Source organism: Caulobacter sp. (assembly GCF_017744445.1).
Classification (GTDB): Bacteria; Pseudomonadota; Alphaproteobacteria; order Caulobacterales; family Caulobacteraceae; genus Caulobacter.
In genome coordinates this window covers 246253-269066 of the sequence record NZ_JAGIBH010000011.1, presented here as the reverse complement: position 1 = coordinate 269066, position 22814 = coordinate 246253, and the positions used below count along the sequence as shown (strand labels likewise).

20 protein-coding genes are annotated in these 22814 nt (G+C 69.1%); 9 read left to right on the top strand and 11 right to left on the bottom strand.

What is annotated here, in order from left to right; all coding sequences use genetic code 11:
• Window positions 1–562: 562 nt before the first annotated feature.
• From J7528_RS17490 to sdhC, 6 genes are all read right to left on the bottom strand, one after another.
• Window positions 563–883, bottom strand: a complete 321-nt coding sequence (locus tag J7528_RS17490) for a 2Fe-2S iron-sulfur cluster-binding protein (protein WP_291876920.1) — start codon at window positions 881–883, stop codon at window positions 563–565.
• Window positions 884–910: 27 nt separating this feature from the next.
• Entirely contained in the window at window positions 911–2149 is a 1239-nt protein-coding gene (locus tag J7528_RS17485; RefSeq protein ID WP_291876918.1) for an FAD-dependent oxidoreductase, read from the bottom strand.
• Between the two features lie 129 nt (window positions 2150–2278).
• On the bottom strand, window positions 2279–3061 hold the full coding sequence (locus tag J7528_RS17480) for a succinate dehydrogenase iron-sulfur subunit (RefSeq protein WP_291876917.1): 783 nt from the start codon (window positions 3059–3061) through the stop codon (window positions 2279–2281).
• Window positions 3062–3068: 7 nt separating this feature from the next.
• Window positions 3069–4856 (bottom strand): succinate dehydrogenase flavoprotein subunit, encoded by a 1788-nt coding sequence (gene sdhA / locus J7528_RS17475; protein ID WP_291876915.1) that lies wholly within the window; start codon window positions 4854–4856, stop codon window positions 3069–3071.
• Window positions 4856–5311 (bottom strand): succinate dehydrogenase, hydrophobic membrane anchor protein, encoded by a 456-nt coding sequence (sdhD, locus tag J7528_RS17470; protein WP_291876951.1) that lies wholly within the window; start codon window positions 5309–5311, stop codon window positions 4856–4858. Before sdhD ends, sdhA begins: the two co-directional genes overlap by 1 nt.
• A complete protein-coding gene (gene sdhC, locus J7528_RS17465; RefSeq protein WP_291876913.1) occupies window positions 5278–5685 on the bottom strand; it encodes a succinate dehydrogenase, cytochrome b556 subunit in 408 nt (135 codons plus the stop codon). The genes sdhD and sdhC overlap by 34 nt, the downstream gene beginning before the upstream one ends.
• Before the next feature lie 182 nt (window positions 5686–5867).
• Here sdhC and J7528_RS17460 point away from each other — a divergent pair, with 182 nt between their 5' ends.
• Window positions 5868–7307, top strand: coding sequence for an HWE histidine kinase domain-containing protein (locus J7528_RS17460; protein ID WP_291876911.1), 1440 nt, complete (start codon window positions 5868–5870; stop codon window positions 7305–7307).
• Here the strand turns inward: J7528_RS17460 and J7528_RS17455 are convergent.
• Window positions 7304–7888, bottom strand: coding sequence for an NUDIX domain-containing protein (locus J7528_RS17455; RefSeq protein WP_291876910.1), 585 nt, complete (start codon window positions 7886–7888; stop codon window positions 7304–7306). The genes J7528_RS17460 and J7528_RS17455 overlap by 4 nt on opposite strands.
• A 73-nt stretch (window positions 7889–7961) precedes the next feature.
• On the opposite strand from J7528_RS17455, the gene J7528_RS17450 reads away from it, so the two are divergent.
• On the top strand, window positions 7962–8333 hold the full coding sequence (locus tag J7528_RS17450) for an STY0301 family protein (protein ID WP_291876909.1): 372 nt from the start codon (window positions 7962–7964) through the stop codon (window positions 8331–8333).
• Here the strand turns inward: J7528_RS17450 and zapE are convergent, their stop codons facing one another.
• Entirely contained in the window at window positions 8334–9452 is a 1119-nt protein-coding gene (zapE, locus tag J7528_RS17445; protein ID WP_291876906.1) for a cell division protein ZapE, read from the bottom strand.
• Window positions 9453–9548: 96 nt separating this feature from the next.
• Between zapE and J7528_RS17440 the strand changes: the two genes are divergently transcribed.
• The 7 genes from J7528_RS17440 (at window position 9549) to trxA (ending at window position 19574) form a co-directional block, all read left to right on the top strand.
• Window positions 9549–10418, top strand: coding sequence for a 1-acyl-sn-glycerol-3-phosphate acyltransferase (locus J7528_RS17440; RefSeq protein ID WP_291876905.1), 870 nt, complete (start codon window positions 9549–9551; stop codon window positions 10416–10418).
• The gene (gene tsaE, locus J7528_RS17435; protein WP_291876904.1) at window positions 10415–10861 is read left to right on the top strand and encodes a tRNA (adenosine(37)-N6)-threonylcarbamoyltransferase complex ATPase subunit type 1 TsaE; all 447 of its coding nucleotides are present in this window, start codon (window positions 10415–10417) and stop codon (window positions 10859–10861) included. The genes J7528_RS17440 and tsaE overlap by 4 nt, the downstream gene beginning before the upstream one ends.
• On the top strand, window positions 10845–11939 hold the full coding sequence (amgK, locus tag J7528_RS17430; RefSeq protein ID WP_291876902.1) for an N-acetylmuramate/N-acetylglucosamine kinase AmgK: 1095 nt from the start codon (window positions 10845–10847) through the stop codon (window positions 11937–11939). The genes tsaE and amgK overlap by 17 nt, the downstream gene beginning before the upstream one ends.
• A gap of 11 nt (window positions 11940–11950) precedes the next feature.
• Window positions 11951–12670, top strand: a complete 720-nt coding sequence (gene murU / locus J7528_RS17425; protein WP_291876948.1) for an N-acetylmuramate alpha-1-phosphate uridylyltransferase MurU — start codon at window positions 11951–11953, stop codon at window positions 12668–12670.
• Complete coding sequence (addB, locus tag J7528_RS17420) at window positions 12667–15654, top strand: double-strand break repair protein AddB (RefSeq protein WP_291876899.1); 2988 nt, start codon at window positions 12667–12669, stop codon at window positions 15652–15654. Before murU ends, addB begins: the two co-directional genes overlap by 4 nt.
• The gene (addA, locus tag J7528_RS17415) at window positions 15651–19121 is read left to right on the top strand and encodes a double-strand break repair helicase AddA (RefSeq protein ID WP_291876898.1); all 3471 of its coding nucleotides are present in this window, start codon (window positions 15651–15653) and stop codon (window positions 19119–19121) included. The genes addB and addA overlap by 4 nt, the downstream gene beginning before the upstream one ends.
• 120 nt (window positions 19122–19241) lie before the next feature.
• A complete protein-coding gene (trxA, locus tag J7528_RS17410; RefSeq protein WP_291876896.1) occupies window positions 19242–19574 on the top strand; it encodes a thioredoxin in 333 nt (110 codons plus the stop codon).
• A gap of 77 nt (window positions 19575–19651) precedes the next feature.
• On the opposite strand, the gene J7528_RS17405 is transcribed toward trxA, so the two are convergent.
• The 3 genes from J7528_RS17405 to trpA are packed head-to-tail and all read right to left on the bottom strand — an operon-like array spanning window position 19652 to window position 22738.
• Window positions 19652–20965 (bottom strand): folylpolyglutamate synthase/dihydrofolate synthase family protein, encoded by a 1314-nt coding sequence (locus J7528_RS17405; protein ID WP_291876892.1) that lies wholly within the window; start codon window positions 20963–20965, stop codon window positions 19652–19654.
• Between the two features lie 6 nt (window positions 20966–20971).
• Window positions 20972–21898: an acetyl-CoA carboxylase carboxyltransferase subunit beta gene (locus J7528_RS17400; protein ID WP_291876891.1), complete on the bottom strand. Its 927-nt coding sequence runs from the start codon at window positions 21896–21898 to the stop codon at window positions 20972–20974.
• Window positions 21899–21910: 12 nt separating this feature from the next.
• Window positions 21911–22738: a tryptophan synthase subunit alpha gene (gene trpA, locus J7528_RS17395; protein ID WP_291876888.1), complete on the bottom strand. Its 828-nt coding sequence runs from the start codon at window positions 22736–22738 to the stop codon at window positions 21911–21913.
• Between the last annotated feature and the right edge of the window lie 76 nt (window positions 22739–22814).

Sequence of the window (22814 nt, the reverse complement as noted above, 5' to 3'; positions counted from 1 at the left end):
ACTTTTTTCAAAAGAAAGAAGCTCATTCCTGGGTCGAAATACTTGGAAGCTCTTGAGAACCCCTTCAGCATTTCTTGGAGGGCGGCTTCTACAGAAGCTGCCCAAGCCAGTCAAGCGATTATTTCGAAGAAACTTCGAAGCAATTACTTGCCCAACCCTTCCACCGCGACGCTGAATTCTTGCGAACTCTTGTCTGCGATGTTTCGGAGCGGCGCTTCTAAAGAGGAGCCATTCCGAAGTCAACCAACTCTTTTCGGCTTTTTCGAAGCCCCGGAAACCCGGGATCGAAGAGACAAAAAGAGGATCCCTGGGCCGCCGTGGCCGCCCTTGCGGATCCGTCATCGAGTCGATTGGAGCGCGGTATCTAACGAAGCGTCTGAACCGATGCAACACCCTTTCGGGGGCCGCGTCGTCCGGTCGCGATGTCGTTCCGAGCGAGGCGGTGATCTAGTCCTCCCTCGGACGACTGGCAACCCCCTCGCGACAATATAACGACGCTCTTTTGACGGCGTCCTTAACACCGCCATTCGGAGCCCGTTCGAACGGGCTCCGGCCCTCTATACTAGTGCTGGCTTTCCGGCAGGCGGACGACCAGGCCGTCCAGCGCGTCGCTCACCTTGATCTGGCACGACAGGCGGCTGTTGGGCTCGACGTTCTCGGCGAAGTCCAGCATCGACTCTTCCATGGCCGACTTGTCGCCGGTCTTATCCAGCCACGCGTCGTCGACATACACGTGGCAGGTCGCGCAGGCGCAGGCGCCGCCGCAGTCGGCGTCGATGCCCGGCACGTTGTTCTTCACGGCGCCTTCCATGACGGTCAGGCCCGGCTTGATGTCCAGCGCGTGTTCCGTGCCGTCGTGTTCGATGTAGGTGATCTTGGCCATGTGGCTCTCTGTTCCCCTTGGGCGACCTTAAGCCGCCACCTCTTTCATAGACACATTGGTGTCGGCGAGCTTTTCGGCGTTCACCGGCGTGCGTTTGGCGATCAGTTGCTTGCCAGCCATGAACTCGGGCGGCGCATTGACCGCCTCGACGGCCTGCAGCAGGTCGCCCTTCAGGTGGAAGACCGCGAACTTGGCGGCGGCGACGTCGCCGCGCACCACCTGGCGGTCGGCCTCGAACGGCAGGCCGGCGATCTGCAGCTTCAGATCATACTGGTCGGACCAGAACCACGGCACTTCCGGCGACGGACCCGCGCGACCCAGGATCGCCGAGGCGGCCTGCTTGGCCTGCTCAAGGGCGTTGGGCACGGATTCGAGACGGAACTGGCGCTCATAGAGAGGGAGCGGCCGATGGGTGACGTCGCCGATCGCGAAGATCGACGGATCGGCGGTGCGCGCCTCCAGGTCGACGACCACGCCATTGGTGGTTTCCAGGCCGGCGTCCTTGGCCAGTTCGTCATTGGGGATCGCGCCCACCCCGACCAGGGCGACGTCGCAGGGCAGGACCTTGCCGTCGGTGAACTTCACGCCGGTGACGTGGCCGTTCTCGCCTTCGAAGCCCGCGACGCCGGCGTTCAGCTCGAAGTCGACCCCGTGCTGGCCGTGATAGTCCTGGAAGAAGGTCGACAGGGTCTCGCACGCCACGCGGGCCAGGACGCGGCTCTCGCGCTCGACGATGGTGGCGTGGCTGCCCAGGGCCCGGGCCGAGGCCGCTGCCTCCAGGCCGACATAACCGCCGCCGATCACGGCCATGCGCTTGCCTTCGCCCAGGGCGTGCTTGAGCAGCTCAGCGTCGGCCGCCGTGCGCAGAGCCAGAACGCCGGCCAGGTCCGAGCCCGGGATCGGCAGCGCGCGCGCGCGCGCGCCGGTGGCCAGGATGAGGAAGTCGTAGGAAATCACCTCGCCCGAGGCGAGGCTCACGGTCTTCTCCGAACGATTGATCCGCTCGGCCACGCCTTCCAGGCGCAGGAAGACATTATTGTCGGCGTACCACTCGGCCGGCTTCAACGAGAGCGAGTCGGCGTCGGCCTCGCCCTTCAGCCAGGCTTTCGAGAGCGGAGGACGCTGATAGGGCAGCAGCGGCTCGTCGCCGATCAGGACGATCCGGCCTTCGTGACCGTACTGCCGCAGGAAAGCGGCGGCCGAACCGCCCGCGTGACCCGCGCCGACGATGACGACGCATGCGTTCTGATTGGCTTCAGCGCTCAACGACGCCCTCCCATTTCGTCAAAAATGACGCCGGCGTCACCTATTGGCAAGCGCCTTCGCTAAGGCCGCATATAGAACGGGGCGGCTCGTTTCCGAAGCCGCCCCGCGTTTGTCTTTATAGAGAGCCCGTCAGACGACGCGCTCGACCATCATCTTCTTGATCTCGGCGATGGCCTTGGCCGGGTTCAGACCCTTGGGGCAGACCTGGGCGCAGTTCATGATCGTGTGGCAGCGATACAGCTTGAAGGGATCCTCAAGCGCATCCAGGCGGTCGCCGGTCGCTTCGTCGCGGCTGTCGATCAGCCAGCGATAGGCGTGCAGCAGGGCCGCCGGGCCCAGATACTTGTCGCCGTTCCACCAGTAGCTGGGGCACGAGGTCGAGCAGCAGGCGCACAGGATGCACTCGTACAGGCCGTCGAGCTTTTCACGGTCCTTGGGAGATTGCTTCCACTCGGTCTGCGGCTCGGGCGTGTCGGTATGCAGCCAGGGCTCGATCGAGGCGTACTGGGCGTAGAACAGCGTCAGGTCCGGAATCAGGTCCTTGACCACCGGCAGGTGCGGCAGCGGGCTGATCTGGACGACCTTGCCCGGGACTTCAGCCCAGCCATGCGTACAGGCCAGGGTGTTGCGGCCGCCGATGTTCATCGAGCACGAGCCGCAGACGCCTTCCCGGCACGACCGGCGGAAGGCCAGGGTCGGGTCGATGGTGTTCTTGATATAGAGCAGGGCGTCGAGGACCATCGGGCCCACGGCGTCCATGTCGACGTCGTAGGTATCCCAACGCGGGTTGCCGCCCGCTTCCGGATCGTAGCGGTAGATCTTGAAGGTCTTGACCTTCTTGGCGCCGGCCGGAGCGGGCCAATGCTTGCCCGACTTGACCTGCGAGTTCTTGGGGAGTGCGAGTTCGACCATCGTACCCTCAGTAGACCCGTTGCTTCGGCGGGATGTAAGCGATGTCGTCCGACATGGTGTAGCTGTGGACCGGGCGGTAATCGATCTTCACCTTGCCGGTGTCCAGGTCGAGCCACGCCAGGGTGTGCTTCATCCACTCGGTGTCGTTGCGGTCCGAGAAGTCCTCGCGGGCGTGGGCGCCGCGGCTTTCGGTGCGGTTGGCCGCGCCGTTCACCGTCACGACGGCCTGACCGATCAGGTTGTCGAACTCCAGGGTTTCCATCAGGTCGGTGTTCCAGACCAGGCCACGGTCGCTGACCTTGACGTCGCCGCGCTTGTCCCAGACGGCCTGCAGGCGCGAGACGCCGCTGTCCAGGCTTTCGCCGGTGCGGAACACCGCGGCGTCTTCCTGCATGGCCTTCTGCATTTCGAGGCGCAGGTCGGCGGTCGGGGTCGAGCCCGAGGCGTTGCGGAACTTGTCGAAGCGGGCGACGTGGGCTTCGGTCCAGGCGTCCTTCAGTTCCGGCTGCTTGGCGCCCGGCTTGAGGATCTCGGCGCAGCGCAGGGCCGCGGCGCGGCCGAAGACCACGAGGTCGATCAGCGAGTTGGAGCCCAGGCGGTTGGCGCCGTGCACCGACACGCAGGCGGCTTCGCCCACGGCCATCAGGCCCGGGATCACCTGGTCGGGGTTGTCGCCCGACTTGGTGACGACTTCGCCGTGGAAGTTCGTCGGGATGCCGCCCATGTTGTAGTGGACGGTCGGCAGCACCGGGATCGGGGCCTTGGTCACGTCGACGCCGGCGAACACCTTCGCCGTCTCCGAGATGCCCGGCAGGCGCTCGTGCAGGATCTTGGGATCCAGGTGATCCAGGTGCAGGAAGATGTGGTCCTTGTTCGGGCCCACGCCGCGACCTTCGCGGATCTCGATGGTCATCGCGCGGCTGACCATGTCGCGAGGCGCCAGGTCCTTCACCGACGGGGCGTAGCGCTCCATGAAGCGCTCGCCTTCCGAGTTGGTCAGGTAGCCGCCTTCGCCGCGGGCGCCTTCGGTGATCAGGCAGCCGGCGCCGTAGATGCCGGTGGGGTGGAACTGCACGAATTCCATGTCCTGCAGCGGCAGGCCGGCGCGCAGCGCCATGGCGTTGCCGTCGCCCGTGCAGGTGTGGGCCGAGGTGGCCGAGAAGTAGGCGCGGCCGTAGCCGCCGGTGGCCAGGATCACCTGCTGGGCCTGGAAGCGATGCAGGGTGCCGTCGTCCAGCTTCCACGCCGTCACGCCGCGGCAGACGCCGTCGTCCATGATCAGGTCGAGCGCGAAGTACTCGATGAAGAACTCGGTGTCGTGGGCCAGCGACTGGCCGTACATCGTGTGCAGCATGGCGTGACCGGTGCGGTCGGCCGCCGCGCAGGTGCGCTGGATCGGGCCTTCGCCGTAGTTCTTGGTCATGCCGCCGAAGGCGCGCTGATAGATCTTGCCGTCCTCGGTGCGCGAGAAGGGCACACCCCAGTGCTCGAGCTCATAGACCGCCGCCGGAGCGTTGCGGGTCAGGTACTCGATGGCGTCCTGGTCGCCCAGCCAGTCCGAACCCTTGACGGTGTCGAACATGTGCCAGCGCCAGTCGTCCTGGCCCATATTGCCCAGCGAGGCCGAGATGCCGCCCTGCGCCGCCACGGTGTGGCTGCGGGTCGGGAACACCTTGGTGATGCAGGCGGTCTTGAGACCGGCCTGGGCGCAGCCGAGAGCAGCGCGGAGGCCCGAGCCGCCGGCGCCGATGACGACGACGTCGAACTTGTGGTCGATGAACTTGTAGGCCGACATCAATGGGCTCCGGTCACGGTCAGGGCGACCTTTAGGATCGAGAAGATCCCCACGGCGCCGGCCAGCACGCAGACGAACAGGTTGCCGATCACCAGGGCGGACTTGGTCGTGAAGCGGTAGATATAGTCTTCGATCACCACCTGGACGGCGCCTTGCAGGTGCACCAGGGCCGAGATCAGCAGCAGGCCCAGCAGCACGGCGTTCACCGGCTGGCCGATCCAGGTCGCGACCGTGTGTTGGTCGGCGCCGATCAGCTTCAGGGCGCTGTAGACGCCCCAGACGGTCAGCGGCGCGAAGGCCAGGCCCGAGACGCGCTCGGTGATGAAGTGGCTGACGCCGTGGTGCGCCGAGCCCATGCCCCGGGCGCGCGACAGCGGCGTGCGGAACTGGCGGGGCTGGAAGAGGTCCTTGTTGCTGCTCATCAGAACGCTCCGTTCGCGCCGGCGATGACCCAGGTGACGATCGTCGCCACGACCGCGAAGGCGATCGCCATGGCGCCGGTCATGTCGGCGATGCGCGGGGCGAAGCCCTTGCCCGCATCCCAGAAGGTCTGGCGGATGGTGTAGGCGACGTTGAAGAACACCGCGAAGGTCTCGCCCAGCAGGACCAGCTTGCCGATCGGCGAGCCGATCACGGCCAGGTAGCCGGCATAGGCGTCGGGGCCGGCGGCCAGGGCCGCGGCCCAGCCCGCCAGGATCACGGCGCCGACCCACAGGCCGACGACGCAGCCGCGGTGCAGGATCGAGCAGGCCATGGTGATATGCCAGCGCCATACCTGCAGGTGCGGCGACATCGGGCGCTCAGGCAGCCCCCGGCTCGTGTCGGTCATGGGAGGTCCAACCTCAGTAGCCTTTGTGCGTTGCGGGACGCTTTTAAGCGCGAAGGCGGGGGTGTCAATTAAACGGAGCTTTGTTGAGAAACGTTCTCAGTCCCGCTCCGGGTAGGTTAAGGAACCTCTAATGCCAAGGTTGCGTTACGATCAGTCGCTTTAGGGGGAAGCACGATCCGCGCATGAACAGCCCGATCGATTTCAGAGCGGTGTTCGACCGGATCTCGACGCCCTACATGCTGATGGATCAGCAGCTGGTCATCGTCGAGATGAACCAGGCCTATATCGAGGCGACGGGCCGGCCCCGCGAGGAAATGCAGGGCCGCTACGTCTTCGACGCCTTTCCGTCCGAAGGCGAGAGCCGGCGTCTGCTTGAAGAGTCCTTTGAGCGCACCCGCGACACCCGCGCGACCGACGTCATCGCGGTACTGCACTACGCCATTCCTCGCTCGCTGGAAGCCGGCGGCGGCTTCGAGGATCGCTACTGGAGCTGCACCCATACCTGGGTTCCGGGCTCGAACGGCGACGGCTTCGTGCTGCAGAATACCCAGGACATCACCGACCTTCGCCGGCTGAAGGACGAGGCTTTCCGCCCCGAGGCGCCGCCAACCACCGCCATGCTGGGCGACTCCGTGCTGCGCCGCGTCGAGACTCTGCAGTCCCAGAGCGTCCAGATCCGCCGCCTCTTCATGAAGGCGCCCAGCTTCGTGGCCGTGCTGCGCGGCCCCGACCATGTCTTCGACTTCGCCAACGAGAGCTATCTGCGGCTGATCGGCCGGCGCGACATCGTCGGCAAGCCGCTGGAGGAGGCGCTGCCGGAGATCCGCGAACAGGGCTTCATCCAGCTGCTGGACGATGTGCGCCGCACGGGCGAGCCGTTCATCGGCCGCGACGTGCCGGTCATGCTGGCGCGCCAGCCCGGCGAGACCCTGGAGGAGCGCTTCCTCGACTTCCTCTACCAGCCGATCATCGAGGACGACGGCTCGATCTCCGGCGTGTTCGTCGAGGGCTCGGACATGACCGACCGGGTCGTGGCCAACCAGCGCCAGCGCCTCCTGATGGACGAGCTGAACCACCGCGTGAAGAACACCCTGGCCACGGTGCAGGCCATCGCCCAGCAGACCCTGCGCGGCGCGGCCGATCCCGACCGCTTCGCCGGCGCCTTCGAGGCGCGGCTGCTGGCCCTATCCCAGACCCACAACGCCCTGACCGACAGCCGCTGGGAGGGCGCGGGCCTGCGCCAGATCCTGAACCAGGAGCTGGGGCCCTATGGCGACGAGCGCATCCGCATGGAGGGGCCGGACGTCCACCTGCCCGCGCGCGTGGCCCTGTCGCTGGGCATGGTGTTCCACGAACTGGCCACCAACGCCGCCAAGTACGGCGCGCTGTCGACGGCCGGCCGGCTGCTGCTGAGCTGGTCGGTCAGCGAGACCGGCGGCCTGGACTTCGAATGGCGCGAAAGCGGCGGCCCGCCCGCCGCTCCACCGGACCGCCGCGGCTTCGGTTCGCGTCTGATCGAGCGCAGCATCACTGGCGAACTGCACGGGACCATCGCCGCCGACTATGGCGAGAGCGGTCTCGCGGTCCGGTTCAACGTGCCGCTGGACCGCGTCTTCGGCTAGGCGCGAAAGGCCGTCAGGGCCAGGTGCTGCAGCAACATGATGGTCTTGGCGTCGCGGATGCGGCCGTCAGCGATCATGGCCAGGGTCTCGTCGATGCCCACCTCCAGCACCTCGATGTCCTCGCCCTCGTCGCGATGGCCGCCGCCGTCGCCGATCCGCATGGAAGCGTCATACTCGGCCACGAAGAAGTGCAGGATCTCGGTCACCGAGCCCGGGCTCATGAAGGCCTCGAACACCTTGCGGACCTCGCCCAGGCGATAGCCCAGCTCTTCCTCGACCTCGGCCCGGATGCGCACCTCGGGCGCGGCGTCGTCCAGCAGGCCGGCGGCCGCCTCGATCAGCAGGTCGTCATAGTCGTTGACGAAGGCCGGATAGCGGAACTGCTTCACCAGCAGCACCGTGCGGTTTTCCAGATTGTAAGGCAGCAGCACCGCACCGTTTCCGCGGTCGTAGTGCTCGCGATGCTGGGTCTGCCAAGTCCCGTCGCGGCGCTTCCAGTCGAAGGCCGTCGTCTTCAGGACGTACCAGTTGTCGGAGAGCAGCTTGGTCTCGCGAACGCGGATGCGATCTTTGACGGTCATGTTCGTCGACTAAGGGTCGCGCTGGGCGGAAACAAGGCCTACCAAAGGTGGTCGCAAAACCTGGGGAGGATCCATGCGCCGTTATCTGCTGTCGATGATCGCGGTCGGGACGATGATGACCGCCACCGCCGCCCACGCGGTGCAGATGTCCTGCCCCGCGTCGCAGAAGAGCAAGGCGCTGAACGCCGCCTCGCTGTTCGACGGCCCGCCGGAAGGCATGGTCGAACTGCGCCCCGAAGAGGGCAAGGAAAAGAACGGCCTGCTGCGCACCTACTGGATGCTCGGCGACATCCACAAGGCTGGCCGCGTCCCGCACCTGGTCTGCGGCTATGAAGACGGCGGCCAGGTCGTGATGAAGCTGGGCAAGACCGTCAGGGCCTGCATCCGCTTCGTGCGGACCGACAAGAAGGGCGCCAGCAGCGTCTTCTCGGTGCGCTGCGAGTAGCTAGTCGCGAACGCGGGCCACATAGTCGGCCGACCGCATCTCCTGCAGGCGCGAGACCGTGCGCTCGAACTCGAAGGCCCCGTCGCCTTCGGGATACAGCGCCTCGGGCTCGGCGTCAGCCAGGGCCACCAGCTTGGCGTCGGCCTCGTAAAGCGCGTCAATAAGGGTGTTGAAGCGCTTGGCCGCGTCGCGCCGGGCCGGCGACAGCATCGGGATGTCTTCCAGGAAGATGGTGTGGAAGCGCTCGGCCACGGCCAGGTAGTCCTGCGGGCCCAGCGCCTGCTGGCACAGGCTGGCGAACGACGAGCGCAGCATCCCGCCGGCGGCGCGCGGCAGGCGCATCTTGCGGCCCAGCACCTCCAGCGTCGCGCCGGTCTCGGCCGCGCCGTCCAGCATGTCGGCCCATAGCCGCTCGAACTCGGCCTGATTGGCCTTGTCGTTCGGGGCCAGCCAGGTGCGGGCCGCGCGCAGGCGGTCCAGGCGGAAGTCGACCGGCCCCCGGATGGCGACGATGTCCATCGCCTCCTTCAGCATGGCGATGAACGGCGTGAAGAGCTGGCGGTTGAGGCCGTCCTTATAGAGGTCGTCCGGCGGCCGGTTCGAGGTGGCCACCAGGGTGACGCCCCGCGCGAACAGGGCCTCGAACAACCGACCCAGGATCATGGCGTCGGCGATGTCGGTGACCTGCAGCTCGTCGAAGCACAGCAGGCGGGCATTCTGGGCGATCAGCTCGGCGGTCGGCGCGATGGGGTCGTCGCCCTTGTGCTGGCCAAAGCGCGCCTTGCGCGCCGCCGCGTCGCCCTTGCGCCAGGCGTCGATGTCGGCATGTACCTCGGCCATGAAGGCGTGGAAGTGGATGCGGCGCTTCTTTGTGACCGGGGCGCTGTCGAAGAACAGGTCCATCAGCATGGACTTGCCGCGCCCGACCGGTCCCCACAGGTAGACGCCCCGCTGGCTCTTGGGCTTGCGGCCGAACAGCGAGAATCCGGGCTCGCCGGCATTGTCCAGGTCGGCCTCCAGCCGCGACAGCGCCTCGACGGCGGCGGCCTGAGCCACATCGGGCTTGATCTCGCCCTGGGCCAGGCGCTCGCGATAGGCGGTGCGAAGGGAAGTCGGCATCGCCAGTGCGGTTAGCGCGTGAGGGTCGCCAAGGGAAGCCCGCCCATGCGTCACCCTCATGCTGACAGGCCCGGCGACGCAGCCTAAGCTCCTAAGATGGTTCATGTTCCGGCCGTCGGGTACGCGCGACAGACGCCGCAGCCCCACATCATCGACACGCTGATCGCCGAGCGCGCGCCCCGCCTCACGTCGTCGGCGATCTGGCCGCTGGTCCGGCCGGGACTCTACAGGCTGCTGGACTATAAGAAGGCCCGGCGGATGGCCGAGCACATCTGCCAACTGGGCGGCCGGGCGGCGCTGGATCATGTCTCCGAGCTCTTGGCGCTGAAGGTCGAGGTCTCGGGCCTGAAGGACCTGCCCGCGACCGGCCGGGTCGTCGTGGTCTGCAACCATCCGACCGGCATCGGTGACGGGGTGGCGGTCTATGACGCCATCAAGGCTCGACGGCCGGACGTCGTCTTCTACGCCAATGCCGACGCCCACCGGTTGTGCCGCCACTTCGACGAGGTGCTGATCCCGGTCGAGTGGGTCGAGGAAAAGCGCAGCCGCGAGCGCATGCGCCTGACCCTGTCGATGACCCGCGAGGCGATGGAGGCCGAGCGCGCCCTGATGATCTTCCCGGCCGGCCGCCTGGCGGTGAAGGGCGAGGACGGCCTTCTCACCGATCCGCCCTGGATGGCCTCGGCGGTGTCTATCGCCCGCAAGTACAACGCGCCGATCGTCCCGATCCACCTGACCGGCCCCTGGTCGACCCTGTTCCACCTGTTCGACAAGCGCTGGAAGGAGCTGCGCGACATCACGCTGTTCCACGAGCTGCTGAACAAGAAGGGCCGGCCGTTTTCGCTGATCATCGGGGCGCCGATCGACGCCGAGGCCTTGCCCGGCGACGCGGGAGAGGCCACGGAGACGCTGAAGCGCTATGTGGAGCGCCAGCTGCCGAACGATCCGACAGGCCAACTGACGTGACTTCCTTGTTCCTACCCGACGAGGCCGCGACCCAGGACCTGGGGCGCAAACTCGCTGCTTCTCTACGCCCCGGCGACGCCCTATGCCTGACCGGCCCGCTGGGCGCCGGCAAGTCGACCCTGGCCCGCGCCCTGATCCGCGCCCTGACGACGCCGGACGAAGAAGTGCCCAGCCCGACCTTCACCCTGGTGCAGTTCTACGAGACGGCCGATTTCCCCCTGGCCCATTTCGACCTCTACCGCCTGTCGGACCCCGACGAGGCCTATGAGATCGGCCTGGACGAAGCCCTGGACGGCGGCGTTGCGTTGATCGAGTGGCCGCAGCGGCTCGAAGGGCGTTTGCCCGCGACTCGGCTCGATATAGACATCGCCCTGGACGGCGACGCACGGCGCGCCGTCATCGTGGCGCACGGCGGTTTCGAAGGACGTGACCTTGAGTTCTGAGCGTGAGACGACGAAGGCCGCGTTCCTGGAAGCCCACGGCTTCGGCGACGTCCGCCGCGAGAGCCTGGGCGGCGACGCTTCGACGCGGTCCTACGAGCGCCTGCATCGTGAAGGTGGAGCCACCTTCATCTTCATGGACCAGCCGCCGTCGGTCGAGACCGCGCCCTGCCCGCCGGACGCCACGCCAGCGGAACGCGCCGCGCTCGGCTACAACGCCCTGGCCCGCCTGGCCGCCGGCCGGGTGGACGCCTTCGTCGCCTGCGCCGGCTGGCTGAACGCCCAGGGCCTGTCGGCCCCCAAGGTGCTGGCCGCCGACGCCGCGATCGGCCTCGCCGTCCTGGAGGATCTGGGTGACGACCTCTATGCCCGCCTGATCGAGACCGGAACCGACGAGGCCCCGCTGTACGACGCCGCCATCGACGGCCTGCTGGCCATCCACGCCGCGCCGACGCCGGACGTGCTGGCCTTCGACGGCTCGACCTGGCCGCTGCTGAAGTACGACGACCTGGCCCTCAAGACCGCCCACGACATCTTCGTCGAGTGGCAGCCCAAGTTCCGCGACATCACTTTCGACGCCGCGGCGCTGGCCGAATGGGAAGCCATCTGGGCCCCGATCCGCAGCCTTGGCGAAGCCGGCGCGACCGTCTTCTGCCACCGCGACTATCACGCCGAGAACCTGATCTGGCTGCCGCAGCGCGAGGGCGCCGCGCGCGTCGGCATGCTGGACTTCCAGGACGCCGTCCTGGCCCATCCGGCCTGGGACCTGTCGATGCTGCTGCACGACGCCCGCCGCACCGTCTCGCCCGAGCGCGAAGCCGCCAGCCTGGAGCGCTATCTGGCCGCTCGGCCCGAGCTGGACCGCACCGCTTTCCTGGCCGACTATCACGCGCTGGGCGCGCTCAACATCATCCGGATCCTGGGCATCTTCGCTCGCCTGGTGACCCGCGACGGCAAGCCCCGCTATGCCGACTTCATCCCGCGCCTGTGGGTCTATCTGGACGTCTGCTTCGCCGATCCGGCGCTGGCCGACCTGAAGGCCTGGTTCGACCAGTACGTGCCGGTGGAGACGCGTCGATGAGCGGCCCCCAAATGGCTCCCAAGATTGCGATGGTGCTGGCCGCCGGCCTCGGCACGCGCATGCGCCCCCTGACCAACGACCGCCCCAAGGCCCTGGTCGAGGTGCACGGCAAGGCGCTGATCGACCACATGCTGGACCGCCTGGCGGCCGCCGGGGTCGAGACCGCCGTGGTCAATGTCCACTACTTCGCCGACCTGGTCGAAGCCCACCTGAAGGCCCGTGAGGCCAAAGGGCTGGGTCCGAAGATCGTCATCTCCGACGAACGCGCCCAGGCGCTGGAGACTGGCGGCGGCATCAAGCACGCCCTGCCGCTGCTGGGCGAAGGTCCCGTGTTCGTAGCCAACATCGACTCCGTCTGGATCGAGCACGGCGGCGCGGCCGTCAACGCGGTTGCCTCGGCCTGGGATCCCGCCAAGATGGACGTGTGCCTGATGCTGGCCTCGACCTCGGGCTCGCTGGGCTTCCATGATACCGGCGACGTATTCCTCAATGATGGCGTGGTCCGCTTCAAGGACGCCGGCGAGATGGCCCCGCTCGTCTACGTCGGCGTCCACATCTGCAAGCCGGCGATCACCGCTGACGGGCCGGAGGGGCCGTTCTCGCTGTTGCCGCTGTGGAAGCGCCTAGCCGCCGACCATCGTGTCCATGGCGTCGCCCCCAACGGGCTCTGGATGCATGTGGGCGATCCCGAAGCCAAGTTGGCGGCCGAAGCCAAGCTCTCCGAGAGATGAGCGGACCGGCCCCTTTCTTCGAGCGTGAGGGGCCGCGCTGGTTCTCGATCCCCGCCCATCGCCCGTTCGTCGACGACCTGGCGCGCGGCCTGCTGAACACGCTGGAGCCGCTGGGTCCCGAGGCCCTGCCGCGCGCCACCGTCCTGACCCCCACCCGCCGCGGCGCCCGCGCCCTGGCCGACGCCTTCCTGGCCGTCGGCGGCGGGCGCGCTTTGCTGCTGCCGCAGATCCGGCCGCTGGGTGACCTGGAAGAAGGCGAACCGCCGTTCGAGCCCGGCGACCTGGCCCTGGACCTGCCCCCCGGCATCTCCTCGCGCCGCCGCCGGTTCGAGCTGGCGCGGCTGGTCGTCGATCACGGCGACAAGCTGTCGTTCAAACCCGGCCCGGTCCAGGCCCTGGAGCTGGCCAAGGCCCTGTCGGAATTCCTCGACAGCTGCCAGATCGAAGAGATCGAATTCGAGGACCGGCTGGACGGCCTGGCCGAAGGGGATCTCGCCCAGCACTGGCAGGTCTCGGCCCGCTTCCTGAAGGCGGTGCTGAGCGCCTGGCCCAAGCGGCTGGACGCCTTGGGCTTGATCGACGTCTCTGAGCGCCGCGTCCGCCTGCTGCGCGCCCTGGAGACGCAGTGGAAGAACGATCCGCCGACCGAGGTTCTGGTCGCCGCTGGCTCGACCGGCACGGCGCCGGCCACCGCCGATCTGTTGCGCGTCGTCGCCGCCGCGCCCAAGGGGGCCGTGGTCCTACCCGGCCTGGACGAGGACCTCGCCGACAGCGCCTGGGCCCGCATCGAAGGCACGCCCGGCGAGCAGCATCCGCAGGGCGCGATGAAGCGCCTGCTGGACCGCGCCGGCGTCTCGCGCGCCGACGTCCGCGCCTGGGCGCCCGATGTCGACAGCCGAGGCCGCTGGCGTCGCCGCATCGTCAACGAGGCCCTGCGCCCGGCCGAGGCCACCGCCGACTGGCTGGCCCAGATCGCCGCCCTGCGCGCGGAAGCCCCCGGCTTGGACCCGATCGCCGAGGGCCTGACCGGCTTCTCGGTCATCGCCGCCCGCGCCGAAGAGGAAGCCGCTGGCGCCTGCGCCTTGCTGCTGCGCGAGGCGCTGGAGACCCCGGACAAGACCGCCGCCCTGGTCACGCCCGACCAGACCCTGGCCCGCCGGGTGATGACCCGCCTGCAGCGCTGGGGCGTCATCCCCGACAGCTCGGCCGGCGCGCCCCTGGCCGCCGCCGGCTCGGCGATCCTGGCCCTGCACCTGGCGCGGCTGGTCGAGGAGCCGCTCAATCCCGTCCGCCTGCTGGCCTTCGCCAAGCATCCGCTGGTGCTGGGCGAAGACGAGGCCCCCGCCGCCGCGATGTTGGAACGCCGAGGGCTGCGCGGCGCCGCGCCAGGCTCCAAGGACGTGCTGCGCGCCCGCCTGAAGGACGCGCCCGAAGCCCTGGCCCTATGCGACCGCGTCCTGGCCGCCGTCGATCACGCCGCGTCCGTCTATGCCGACGGCTTCGCCCCGCCCTGCCGCGCCGCCCAAGCCATCGTCGAGGCGCTGGAAGCCCTGATCGCCACGAGCCGCCTGTGGGCCGGCGGCGCGGGCGAGAGCCTGGGCGGGCTGATGGCGGCGCTGATCCAGGACGGCGAGCCCCTGCCCGACGCCTCGCCCCAGGCCTTTGCCGACATCCTCGACCGCCTGGTCAACGAGGAGACCGTCCGCGTCGGCGGCGCCACCCATCCACGCCTGCGCATCCTGGGCGCCATCGAGGCCCGCCTGGTTCGCGCCGATCGCCTGGTGCTGGCCGGGCTGGAGGAAGGCGTCTGGCCGCAGGGCGCGCCGATCGATCCGTTCCTGTCGCGCCCCATGCGGAGCCGCCTGGGCCTGCCGCCGCCCGAGCGCCGCGTCGGCCTGACCGCCCACGACTTCGCCCAGGCCGCCAGCGCGCCGGACGTCGTGCTGGTCCATTGCGAACGCCGCGGCGGCGCGCCGGCCGTCGAGTCGCGCTGGCTGTGGCGGCTGAAGACCCTGGCCGCCGGCGCGGGCCTGGCCCTGCCCCGCCGTGACGACGTGCTGGACTGGGTCCGCGCCCTCGATGCGCCCGATCCCTATGCCCCGATCAGCCGCCCGGCCCCGACCCCGCCGGTCGAGGACCGTCCGCGCAAGATGGCCGTCACCCGCGTCGAGGCCCTGACCCGCGACCCCTACGGCGTCTGGGCCCGCGACATCCTGCGGCTCTATCCGCTGGAGCGCCCCGACGAGCCTGTCGAAGCACGCGCCCGAGGCACGGCCATCCACGCCGCCTTCGAAGACTTCGCCGAACAGTTCCCCGACGCCGTGCCGGCCGACGCGGCGGCGGTGTTCGAGAAACTCTATGTCGACCACCTGGTCGCCGCCGGCATGCCGCCCACGGCCCTGGCCCGCGAAAAGGCCCTGGCCCGCGAAGCCGCCCTGTGGGTCGCCGACTGGGAGCGCCATCGCCGGACCACGGCCCGCAAGGTCGTGGTCGAGGCCGCCGGCGAGCTGTCGCTCAGCATCAATGGCCGCCCCTTCACCCTGACCGCCAAGGCCGATCGCCTGGAGCCGACCGCCGACGGGACCGCCCACATCCTCGACTACAAGACCGGCGCCGCCCCGTCGCAGAAGCAGGTCGACACCGGCTTCTCGCCGCAGCTGACCCTGACGGCGGCGATCCTGATGCACGGCGGCTTCCCGGACCTGGGCAAGCCGACGCCCGGCGACCTGACCTATGTCCGCGTTACCGGCCGCAAGCCGGCGGGCGAAGAGCAGGTCCGCGCCCTGGCCGGCGAGGAAAGCACCGCCGCCGCGACCAAGGCCCTGGAAGGCCTCTCGACCCTGATCGCCCGATACGACGATCCGGCCGAGCCCTACCGCTCGAGGGTCGCCCCGCAGTTCGTCAAGGAACACCCCGGCGACTACGCCCACCTGGCCCGCGTGTTCGAATGGTCGACAAGCGGCGACGACGGGGACGGCGAATGACCGCTTTCGATCCCCAGCGCATCGCCGCCGATCCGGCGATCTCGGCCTTCGTCACGGCCAATGCCGGGTCGGGCAAGACCAAGACCCTGATCGATCGGGTCGCGCGCCTGTTGCTGGCCAAGGTGGCGCCCGAGGCGATCCTATGCGTGACCTATACCAAGGCCGCCGCCGCCGAGATGCAGCGGCGCCTGTTCGAGCGGCTGGGCAAGTGGTCGGTGACCAGCGACGCCGACCTGCGGGCCGAGCTGATGAAGCTGGTCGGCGAGGATGAAGCGACCTACGACGCCAAGCGGCTGTCCGAGGCCCGCGCCCTGTTCGCCCAGGCCCTGGAGACGCCGGGCGGCCTGAAGATTCAGACCATCCACGCCTTCTGCGAGAAGCTGCTGCGGCGCTTCCCCCTAGAGGCCGGGGTCTCGCCCGGCTTCACCGTGATGGACGACCAGGCCGGCGCCGCCATCGCCCGCGCCGCCCGCCGGGCCACGGCCGCCTGGGTCGATACGCACGAGGATGCGTTCTCAGAGGCCTATGCCCGCTTCTCGGTGGCGCTGGATTTCCTGAGCTTCGAGGCGATGTTCGATGGCTTCGAGACCCGGCGCGGCCAGATCATGGACTATGTCCGGCGCTGCGGGGGGCTGTCGGAAGCCATCGCCGACGCCTGGGCGCGATGCGGCTTCGATGAGCCGACCTCGGCGGCCGATCTGGCGGCGCAAGCCTTGGCGCGACTGGACCTTGGCGCGTGGCGGGCGGCGGCCACGGTGCTGTTCGACGGCGGCGGCAAGGCTGACGCCAAGAACGCCGAGGCGCTGGCCGCGGTGGCCCGAGATCCGGACGCGACCTTGGACCTGGCCCTGCGCGCGCTCTTCACCGAAGGCGGCGACGGCACGCCCGCGACCTGGCCGGCCAAGACCTCGGGCCTGAAGAGCCGCGAGGATCTGCGCGAGGCCCTGCTGCTGGAACAGGCCAAGCTGGAGGCCGCTCGCGAACGGGTCCGCGCCGCCAAGGTGGCCGAGGACACCGAGGGCGCCCTGCGGCTGGCGGTGCTCTATGTCGAATCCCATCGGATCGAAAAGGAGGCGCGGGGCGCGCTGGACTTCACCGACCTGATCGACAAGACCCGCGTGCTGCTGACCGAAAAGGTCGAGGCGGCCTGGGTGCTCTACAAGCTGGACGGCGGCATCGACCACATCCTGCTGGACGAGGCCCAGGACACCGCGCCCGAGCAGTGGGAGATTCTGAGCGCTCTGACCGCCGACTTCTTCGCCGGCGAGACGGCGCAGGGCTGGGGCGGCGAGCGGCGGGCCGAGCGGACCCTGTTCGTGGTCGGCGACGAGAAGCAGTCGATCTATTCGTTCCAGGGCGCCGATCCGCAGCGCCTGCTGATCGAGACGCAAGGCTACATCGCTCGCATCGAAGCGGTCGGCGCCGTCGGCAAGGGCGTGCCGCTGACGGTGTCGTACCGCTCGACCCACGAGATCCTGAGCTTCGTCGACGCCCTGTTCTCCGATCCCGAGACCCGGGAGGGCGTGCCGCCGCCGGTGGGCCAGGACCTGGTGCGCCACGAGCTGTTCCGTCACGGCCATCCGGGCTGCGTCGACCTGTGGCAGCTGACCCGCGAGCGGCCCGGCGAGGAGCGCGAGGCCTGGGACGCGCCGGTCGACGCCGAGAGCGAGCACAGCGCCAACCGCCGTCTGGCCGAAGCTATCGCCGCCGAAACCGCCGCCATCCTGGCCCGGGGCGACGCCGTCTTCGACAAGGAGACCGGCCGCCACCGCGCCGCCCATGCGGGCGACATTCTCGTCCTGGTCCGCCGCCGCAAGGTGCTGTTCGAGGAGATCATCCGCGCCCTGAAGCGGCGCGGCGTGCCGGTGGCGGGGGCCGACCGGCTGTCGTTGTCCAGCCACATCGCCTTCGAGGACCTGCTGGCCCTGGGGCGGTTCATCCTGTTCCCGGACGATGACCTGACCCTGGCGGCCCTGCTGAAGACGCCGTTCTGCGCGCTGACAGACGAGGATGTCTACGCCCTGGCCAAGGGTCGCCGCGCCACGCTATGGGCCGAGCTTCGCCGGCGGGCCGAGGAGCGCGCCGAATGGATGGCCGCCCAGACGGTGCTCGACTGGGCGCTGACTGAGGGCCGCAAGCGCCAACCGTTCGAGTTCTACGCCGGCTGGCTGGGCCTGACCGACGCCGCCGGCCGCTCGCACCGCGCCAAAGTGCTGACCCGCCTGGGGGCCGAAGCCGAGGAAGCGCTCGACGAGTTCCTGGCCCAGGTGATGGAGGCCGAGCAGCGTGGCGTCCGCGATCTCGAGGCCCTGGTCGCCGACTTCGCGGCGCTCGACATCGTCGTGAAGCGCGAGATGGAAGGCGCCCGGCGCGAGGTGCGGGTGATGACCGCCCACGGCTCCAAGGGCCTTGAGGCGCCGATCGTCTTCTTGCCCGAGACCACGGTGAAGCGCGGGGCCGGCGGCTCGCCGCTGCTGGTCACCGAGGACGGCAGCTTGCTGTGGGCGACCAGCGGCAAGGGCGACTGCAAGGCCTCGGCCGACGCCCGCAAGCTGCGCGAGGAGAAGGAAAGCCAGGAAGCCCTGCGGCTGCTCTACGTGGCCCTGACCCGAGCGCGGGAGCGGCTGATCCTGTGTGGCCGCATCGACGCCCGGACCAAGGATGACAAGGTCGGCGGCTGGTACGCGGCCGCCCGCAACGCCTTCGCCCATCCCGATATCGCGCCGGATGTCCGCACGATCGGCGAGGGCGAAGCGGCTTTCCTGCGTTACGGCCCCGATCCATCGGCCGCGCCGCGTGTCGAGGAAGATGTCCGCGCCTCGGCGATCGCGCCGGCCTGGATCAAGGCCGTAGCCCCGCCCGAACCGGCAGCCGCCCGTTACGCCGCCCCGTCGCGGATCGAGGACAATGCCCGTGTCCCGGCCCCCTCGCCGCTGGCGCGGGTCTCGGGCCTGGGTCGCTACCGCCGGGGCGAGATCGTGCACAAGCTGTTGCAGCTCTTGCCCGACGTCGCGCCGGACCAGCGCGCCGGCGCGGCCCAGCGACTGCTGTCGGCCGAGCGCGACCTGACCGATGAGCAACGCCAGGAAATGGCCCCCGCCGCCTTCGGCGTGCTGGACGATACGCGGTTCGCCGCCGTGTTCGGGCCGGGCTCACGGGCGGAGGTCGCCCTGGCCGGAACCAGCGCGCACCTGCCCAAGGGCCTGGCCGTTTCGGGCCGAGTCGACCGGCTGGTGGTCGATGACGCCCGTGTCCTGGTCGTCGATTACAAGACCAATCGGCCTTCCCCTGACCGCATCGAAGACGCTGACCAGGCCTATCTGGCCCAGATGGCGGTCTATGCCGCCGTGCTGCGCGAGGTGTTCCCCGGCCGGACCGTGGAGGCGGCTCTGGTATGGACGGACGGCCCCAAACTGATGCCGGTTCCAGAAAAGGTGATGGTCGACGCCCTGGCCCGCCTGGCCTAATCCCGTTGCCGGAGACGCGCTGGGCTCCTACATCTTTCGCAAGCGTCCGGAACGATTCCGGATTTTGACCTTTACCGCGTCCTCCGCGCCGATCCGCGTGACGCCAGACTGGAGCAAGCCATGAGCACCGTTGCGGTGACCGACGCCACCTTCGAAGCCGACGTCCTGAAGGCCAGCAAGCCCGTGCTGGTCGACTTCTGGGCCGAGTGGTGCGGCCCCTGTAAGCAGATCGCCCCGGCCCTGGAGCAGATCTCGGAAGAGCTGGCCGACGTCGTCACCGTCGCCAAGGTCAATATCGAGGACAGCCCGACGACCCCGTCGCGCTACGGCGTCCGCGGCATCCCGACCATGATGCTGTTCCGCGACGGCCAGATGACCTCGATGAAGGTCGGCGCCATGCCCAAGCAGAAGATCCTGGAATGGCTGAACGAAGCCGGCGTCCAACCGGCCTAAGTCGCCTTCACGGCTGAATTCGAAGCGCCCGTCCCGGTCAGTCCGGGGCGGGCGTTTTGCTGTCAGGTCGGCCCAAGTCAGCTAGGCCAAGTCTCCGGGCTCATGCCCAGGATCTCGCCGGCCAGGTAGAGCGAGCCGCAGATCAGGACGTGGGGGACCGGGTCCATGGCCAGGGCCTTGTCCAGCGCCTGCTCCACCGAGTCGCAGGCCGAGGCGCGCAGGCCGGCCAGTTCGGCGGCGGCGGCCGTGTCGGCGGCGGTCGCGGCGGCGTGGCCTTCGAAGGTGACCGTGAAGACCTTGGCCGCCACGCCCCGGAAGGCGCCGAAGAAACCGGTGGCGTCCTTGTTGGCCAGCAGGCCCGAGATCAGCGCCACCGGCCGGCCGTCGCGAGCGGCGAGGTCGGCGACGGCGCGAGAGACGGCGCGGCCGGCATGCGGATTGTGGCCGCCGTCCAGCCAGAGGTCGGCGCCCGCCGCCTTGGCGCGCTCGGCCAGAGGGCCGGCGGTCAGGCGCTGGAAGCGGGCCGGCCAGACCGTGGCGGCGATGCCTCTGCCCATGGCGGCTTCGTCGATCCGGTCGTCGCCCAGGGCCAGCAGCCCCGCGACGGCCAGGCCGGCATTGGCGAACTGGTGGTCGCCGGGCAGCGCCGGCGTTGGCAGGTCCAGCAGACGGTCCTGCATCTGGACCAGCAGCCGGCCGCCCTCGTTCCAGGCGTCGAAGTCGCGGCCCATCAGGGTGAGCGAAACGCCGGCCTTTTCGGCGGCGGCTTCGATGACGGTCTCGGCCTCTTCTTGCTGGCGGGCCGAGACAGCGGGGGCGCCGCGCTTGATGATGCCGGCCTTCTCGACCGCGATCTTGCCCAGGGTGTCGCCGAGGAATTCGCGGTGATCGATGTCGACCGGAGCGATGACGCTGACCTTGGGCGTCACGACGTTGGTGGCGTCCAGGATCCCGCCCAGCCCGACCTCGACGATGCACAGATCGGCCGGGACCTCGGCGAAGGCGACGAAGGCCGCGGCCGTGGTGATCTCGAAGAAGGTGATTTCCTGGCCGGCGTTTGCCGCCTCGACGCGGTCCAGCACGGCGGCCAGGTGGTCGTCGGTGATCAGGGTCCCGGCCAGGCGGATCCGTTCGGCGAAGCGGACCAGGTGCGGCGAGGTGAAGACGTGGACCTTGAGCCCCGCCGCCTCGGCCATGGCCCGCAGATAGGCGACGGTCGAGCCCTTGCCGTTGGTGCCGGCCACGTGGATCACCGGCGGCAGACGGTCCTGCGGATCGCCCAAGGCCGCGCACAGCCGCCGCATCCGGTCCAGCGACAGGTCGATCAGCTTGGGATGCAGCGCCTGCAGCCGCGCCAGGGCGGCGTCGTGGGCGCGGAGATGGTCGCTCAAGGCGGCTTAAGCCGCCTTGCGGTTGCGGCCCATCATCAGGGTGCCGAGCATCGAGCCCAGCACCTGCGGCAGCTCCTTGCGGTGCGTGACGCGGTCGACCATGCCCTTTTCGACCAGGTATTCCGAGCGTTGGAAGCCTGGCGGCAGGGTCTCGCGGATGGTCTGCTCGATGACGCGCGGGCCGGCGAAGCCGATCAGGGCGCCCGGCTCGGCCAGGTGGATGTCGCCCAGCATGGCATAGGAGGCGGTGACGCCGCCGGTGGTCGGGTCGGTGAGGACCACCACGTACGGCAGGGCCGCGTCCTTCAGCTCGTTGATCGCCAGCGTGGTGCGGGCCATCTGCATCAGCGACAGCGCGCCTTCCTGCATGCGGGCGCCGCCGGCGGCGGTGTAGGCGATCAGCGGGACCTGACGTTCCAGCGCGGCCTTGGCGGCGGCGATGAAGCCTTCACCCGCGGCCATGCCCAGCGAACCGCCCATGAAGGCGAAGTCCTGGACCAGCACCACGGCGTCGACGCCGCCGACCTTGCCATAGCCGATGGCCATGGCGTCCGGCTCGCCGGTCGCCTTGCGAGCGGCCGCCAGGCGGTCCTTGTAGGGCTTGCCGTCCGAGAAGTGCAGCGGGTCCTCGACGACCGGCGGGGTCGGCAGGGCCTCGTACTGGCCGTCGTCGAAGGTGAACTTGAAGCGGGCTTCCGGCCCGATCCGCATGTGACGACCGGCCGGCGTGACCCACAGGGCCGCCTCCAGGTCGGCGCGGAAGATCATCTCGCCCGTGTCGGGGCACTTGATCCAGAGGTTTTCCGGCGTCTCGCGCTTGGCGAACGCGCCGCGCACGCCCGGCGCGATCCGCGACAGCCAGCCGCCGCCACGGCGATCGGCCGCTTGTTTCTTGTCGCCCTTTTTCGGGTCCTGGGGTTCAGCCATAGCCATAGCCTTAGAGCCTCACTTCGTCCCGACTCGCGCCGATCGCACAGCCTTAGCCAGCTCCGACGCCTTGAGAAGAACCTTCTCGGTCACGTTTTCGTTCAACTTGGCCGCCGACTCAATTTCGTCGACCAGGGCCGAGCCCACCACGGCCGCGTCGGCCACGCGGGCCACCTCGGCGGCGCGCTCGGGCGTGCGGATGCCGAAACCGACAGCGACGGGCAGGCCCGAGGCCTTGCGGATGCGCTCGACGGCCGGGGCCACCGCATCGGCGTCGGCCTCTTTCACGCCGGTCACACCGGCGACCGAGACGTAATAGACAAAGCCCGAGGTGCGGCGGATCACGGCCGGCAGGCGCTTGTCGTCCGTCGTCGGCGACGCCAGGCGGATCAGCGACAGGCCTTCGGCTTCCAGCGCGTCCGACAGCGGATCGGCTTCTTCCGGCGGACAGTCGACGACGATCAGGCCATCGACGCCGGCCTCATTGGCCTGCTTGGCGAAGGTTTCGAAACCGCGGTTCACCAGCGGGTTCAGATAGCCCATCAGGATGATCGGTGTGTCCTGGTCGCCTTCGCGGAACGCCCGGACGATGTCCAGCGTGCCGTTCAGGGTCATCTTCTGGGCCAGGGCGCGCTGACTGGCGCGCTGGATGGTCGGCCCCTCGGCCATCGGGTCCGAGAACGGGAAGCCCAGCTCGATCAGGTCGGCGCCGGCCGCCGGCAGGCCCTTGACGATGTCCAGCGCGGTCGCCGCGTCCGGATCCCCGGCCATGACATAGGCCACGAAAGCGGCGCGGCCCTCGGCCTTCAGCGCCGCGAAACGACGATCGATACGATCCTTGGTCACTTAGTTTCCCACCTCAGGAGCGTCGGCCTTACCCTTCCCCGTTTCCCCGGCGACAGCCGGGGCCCAGGTGAAGCCC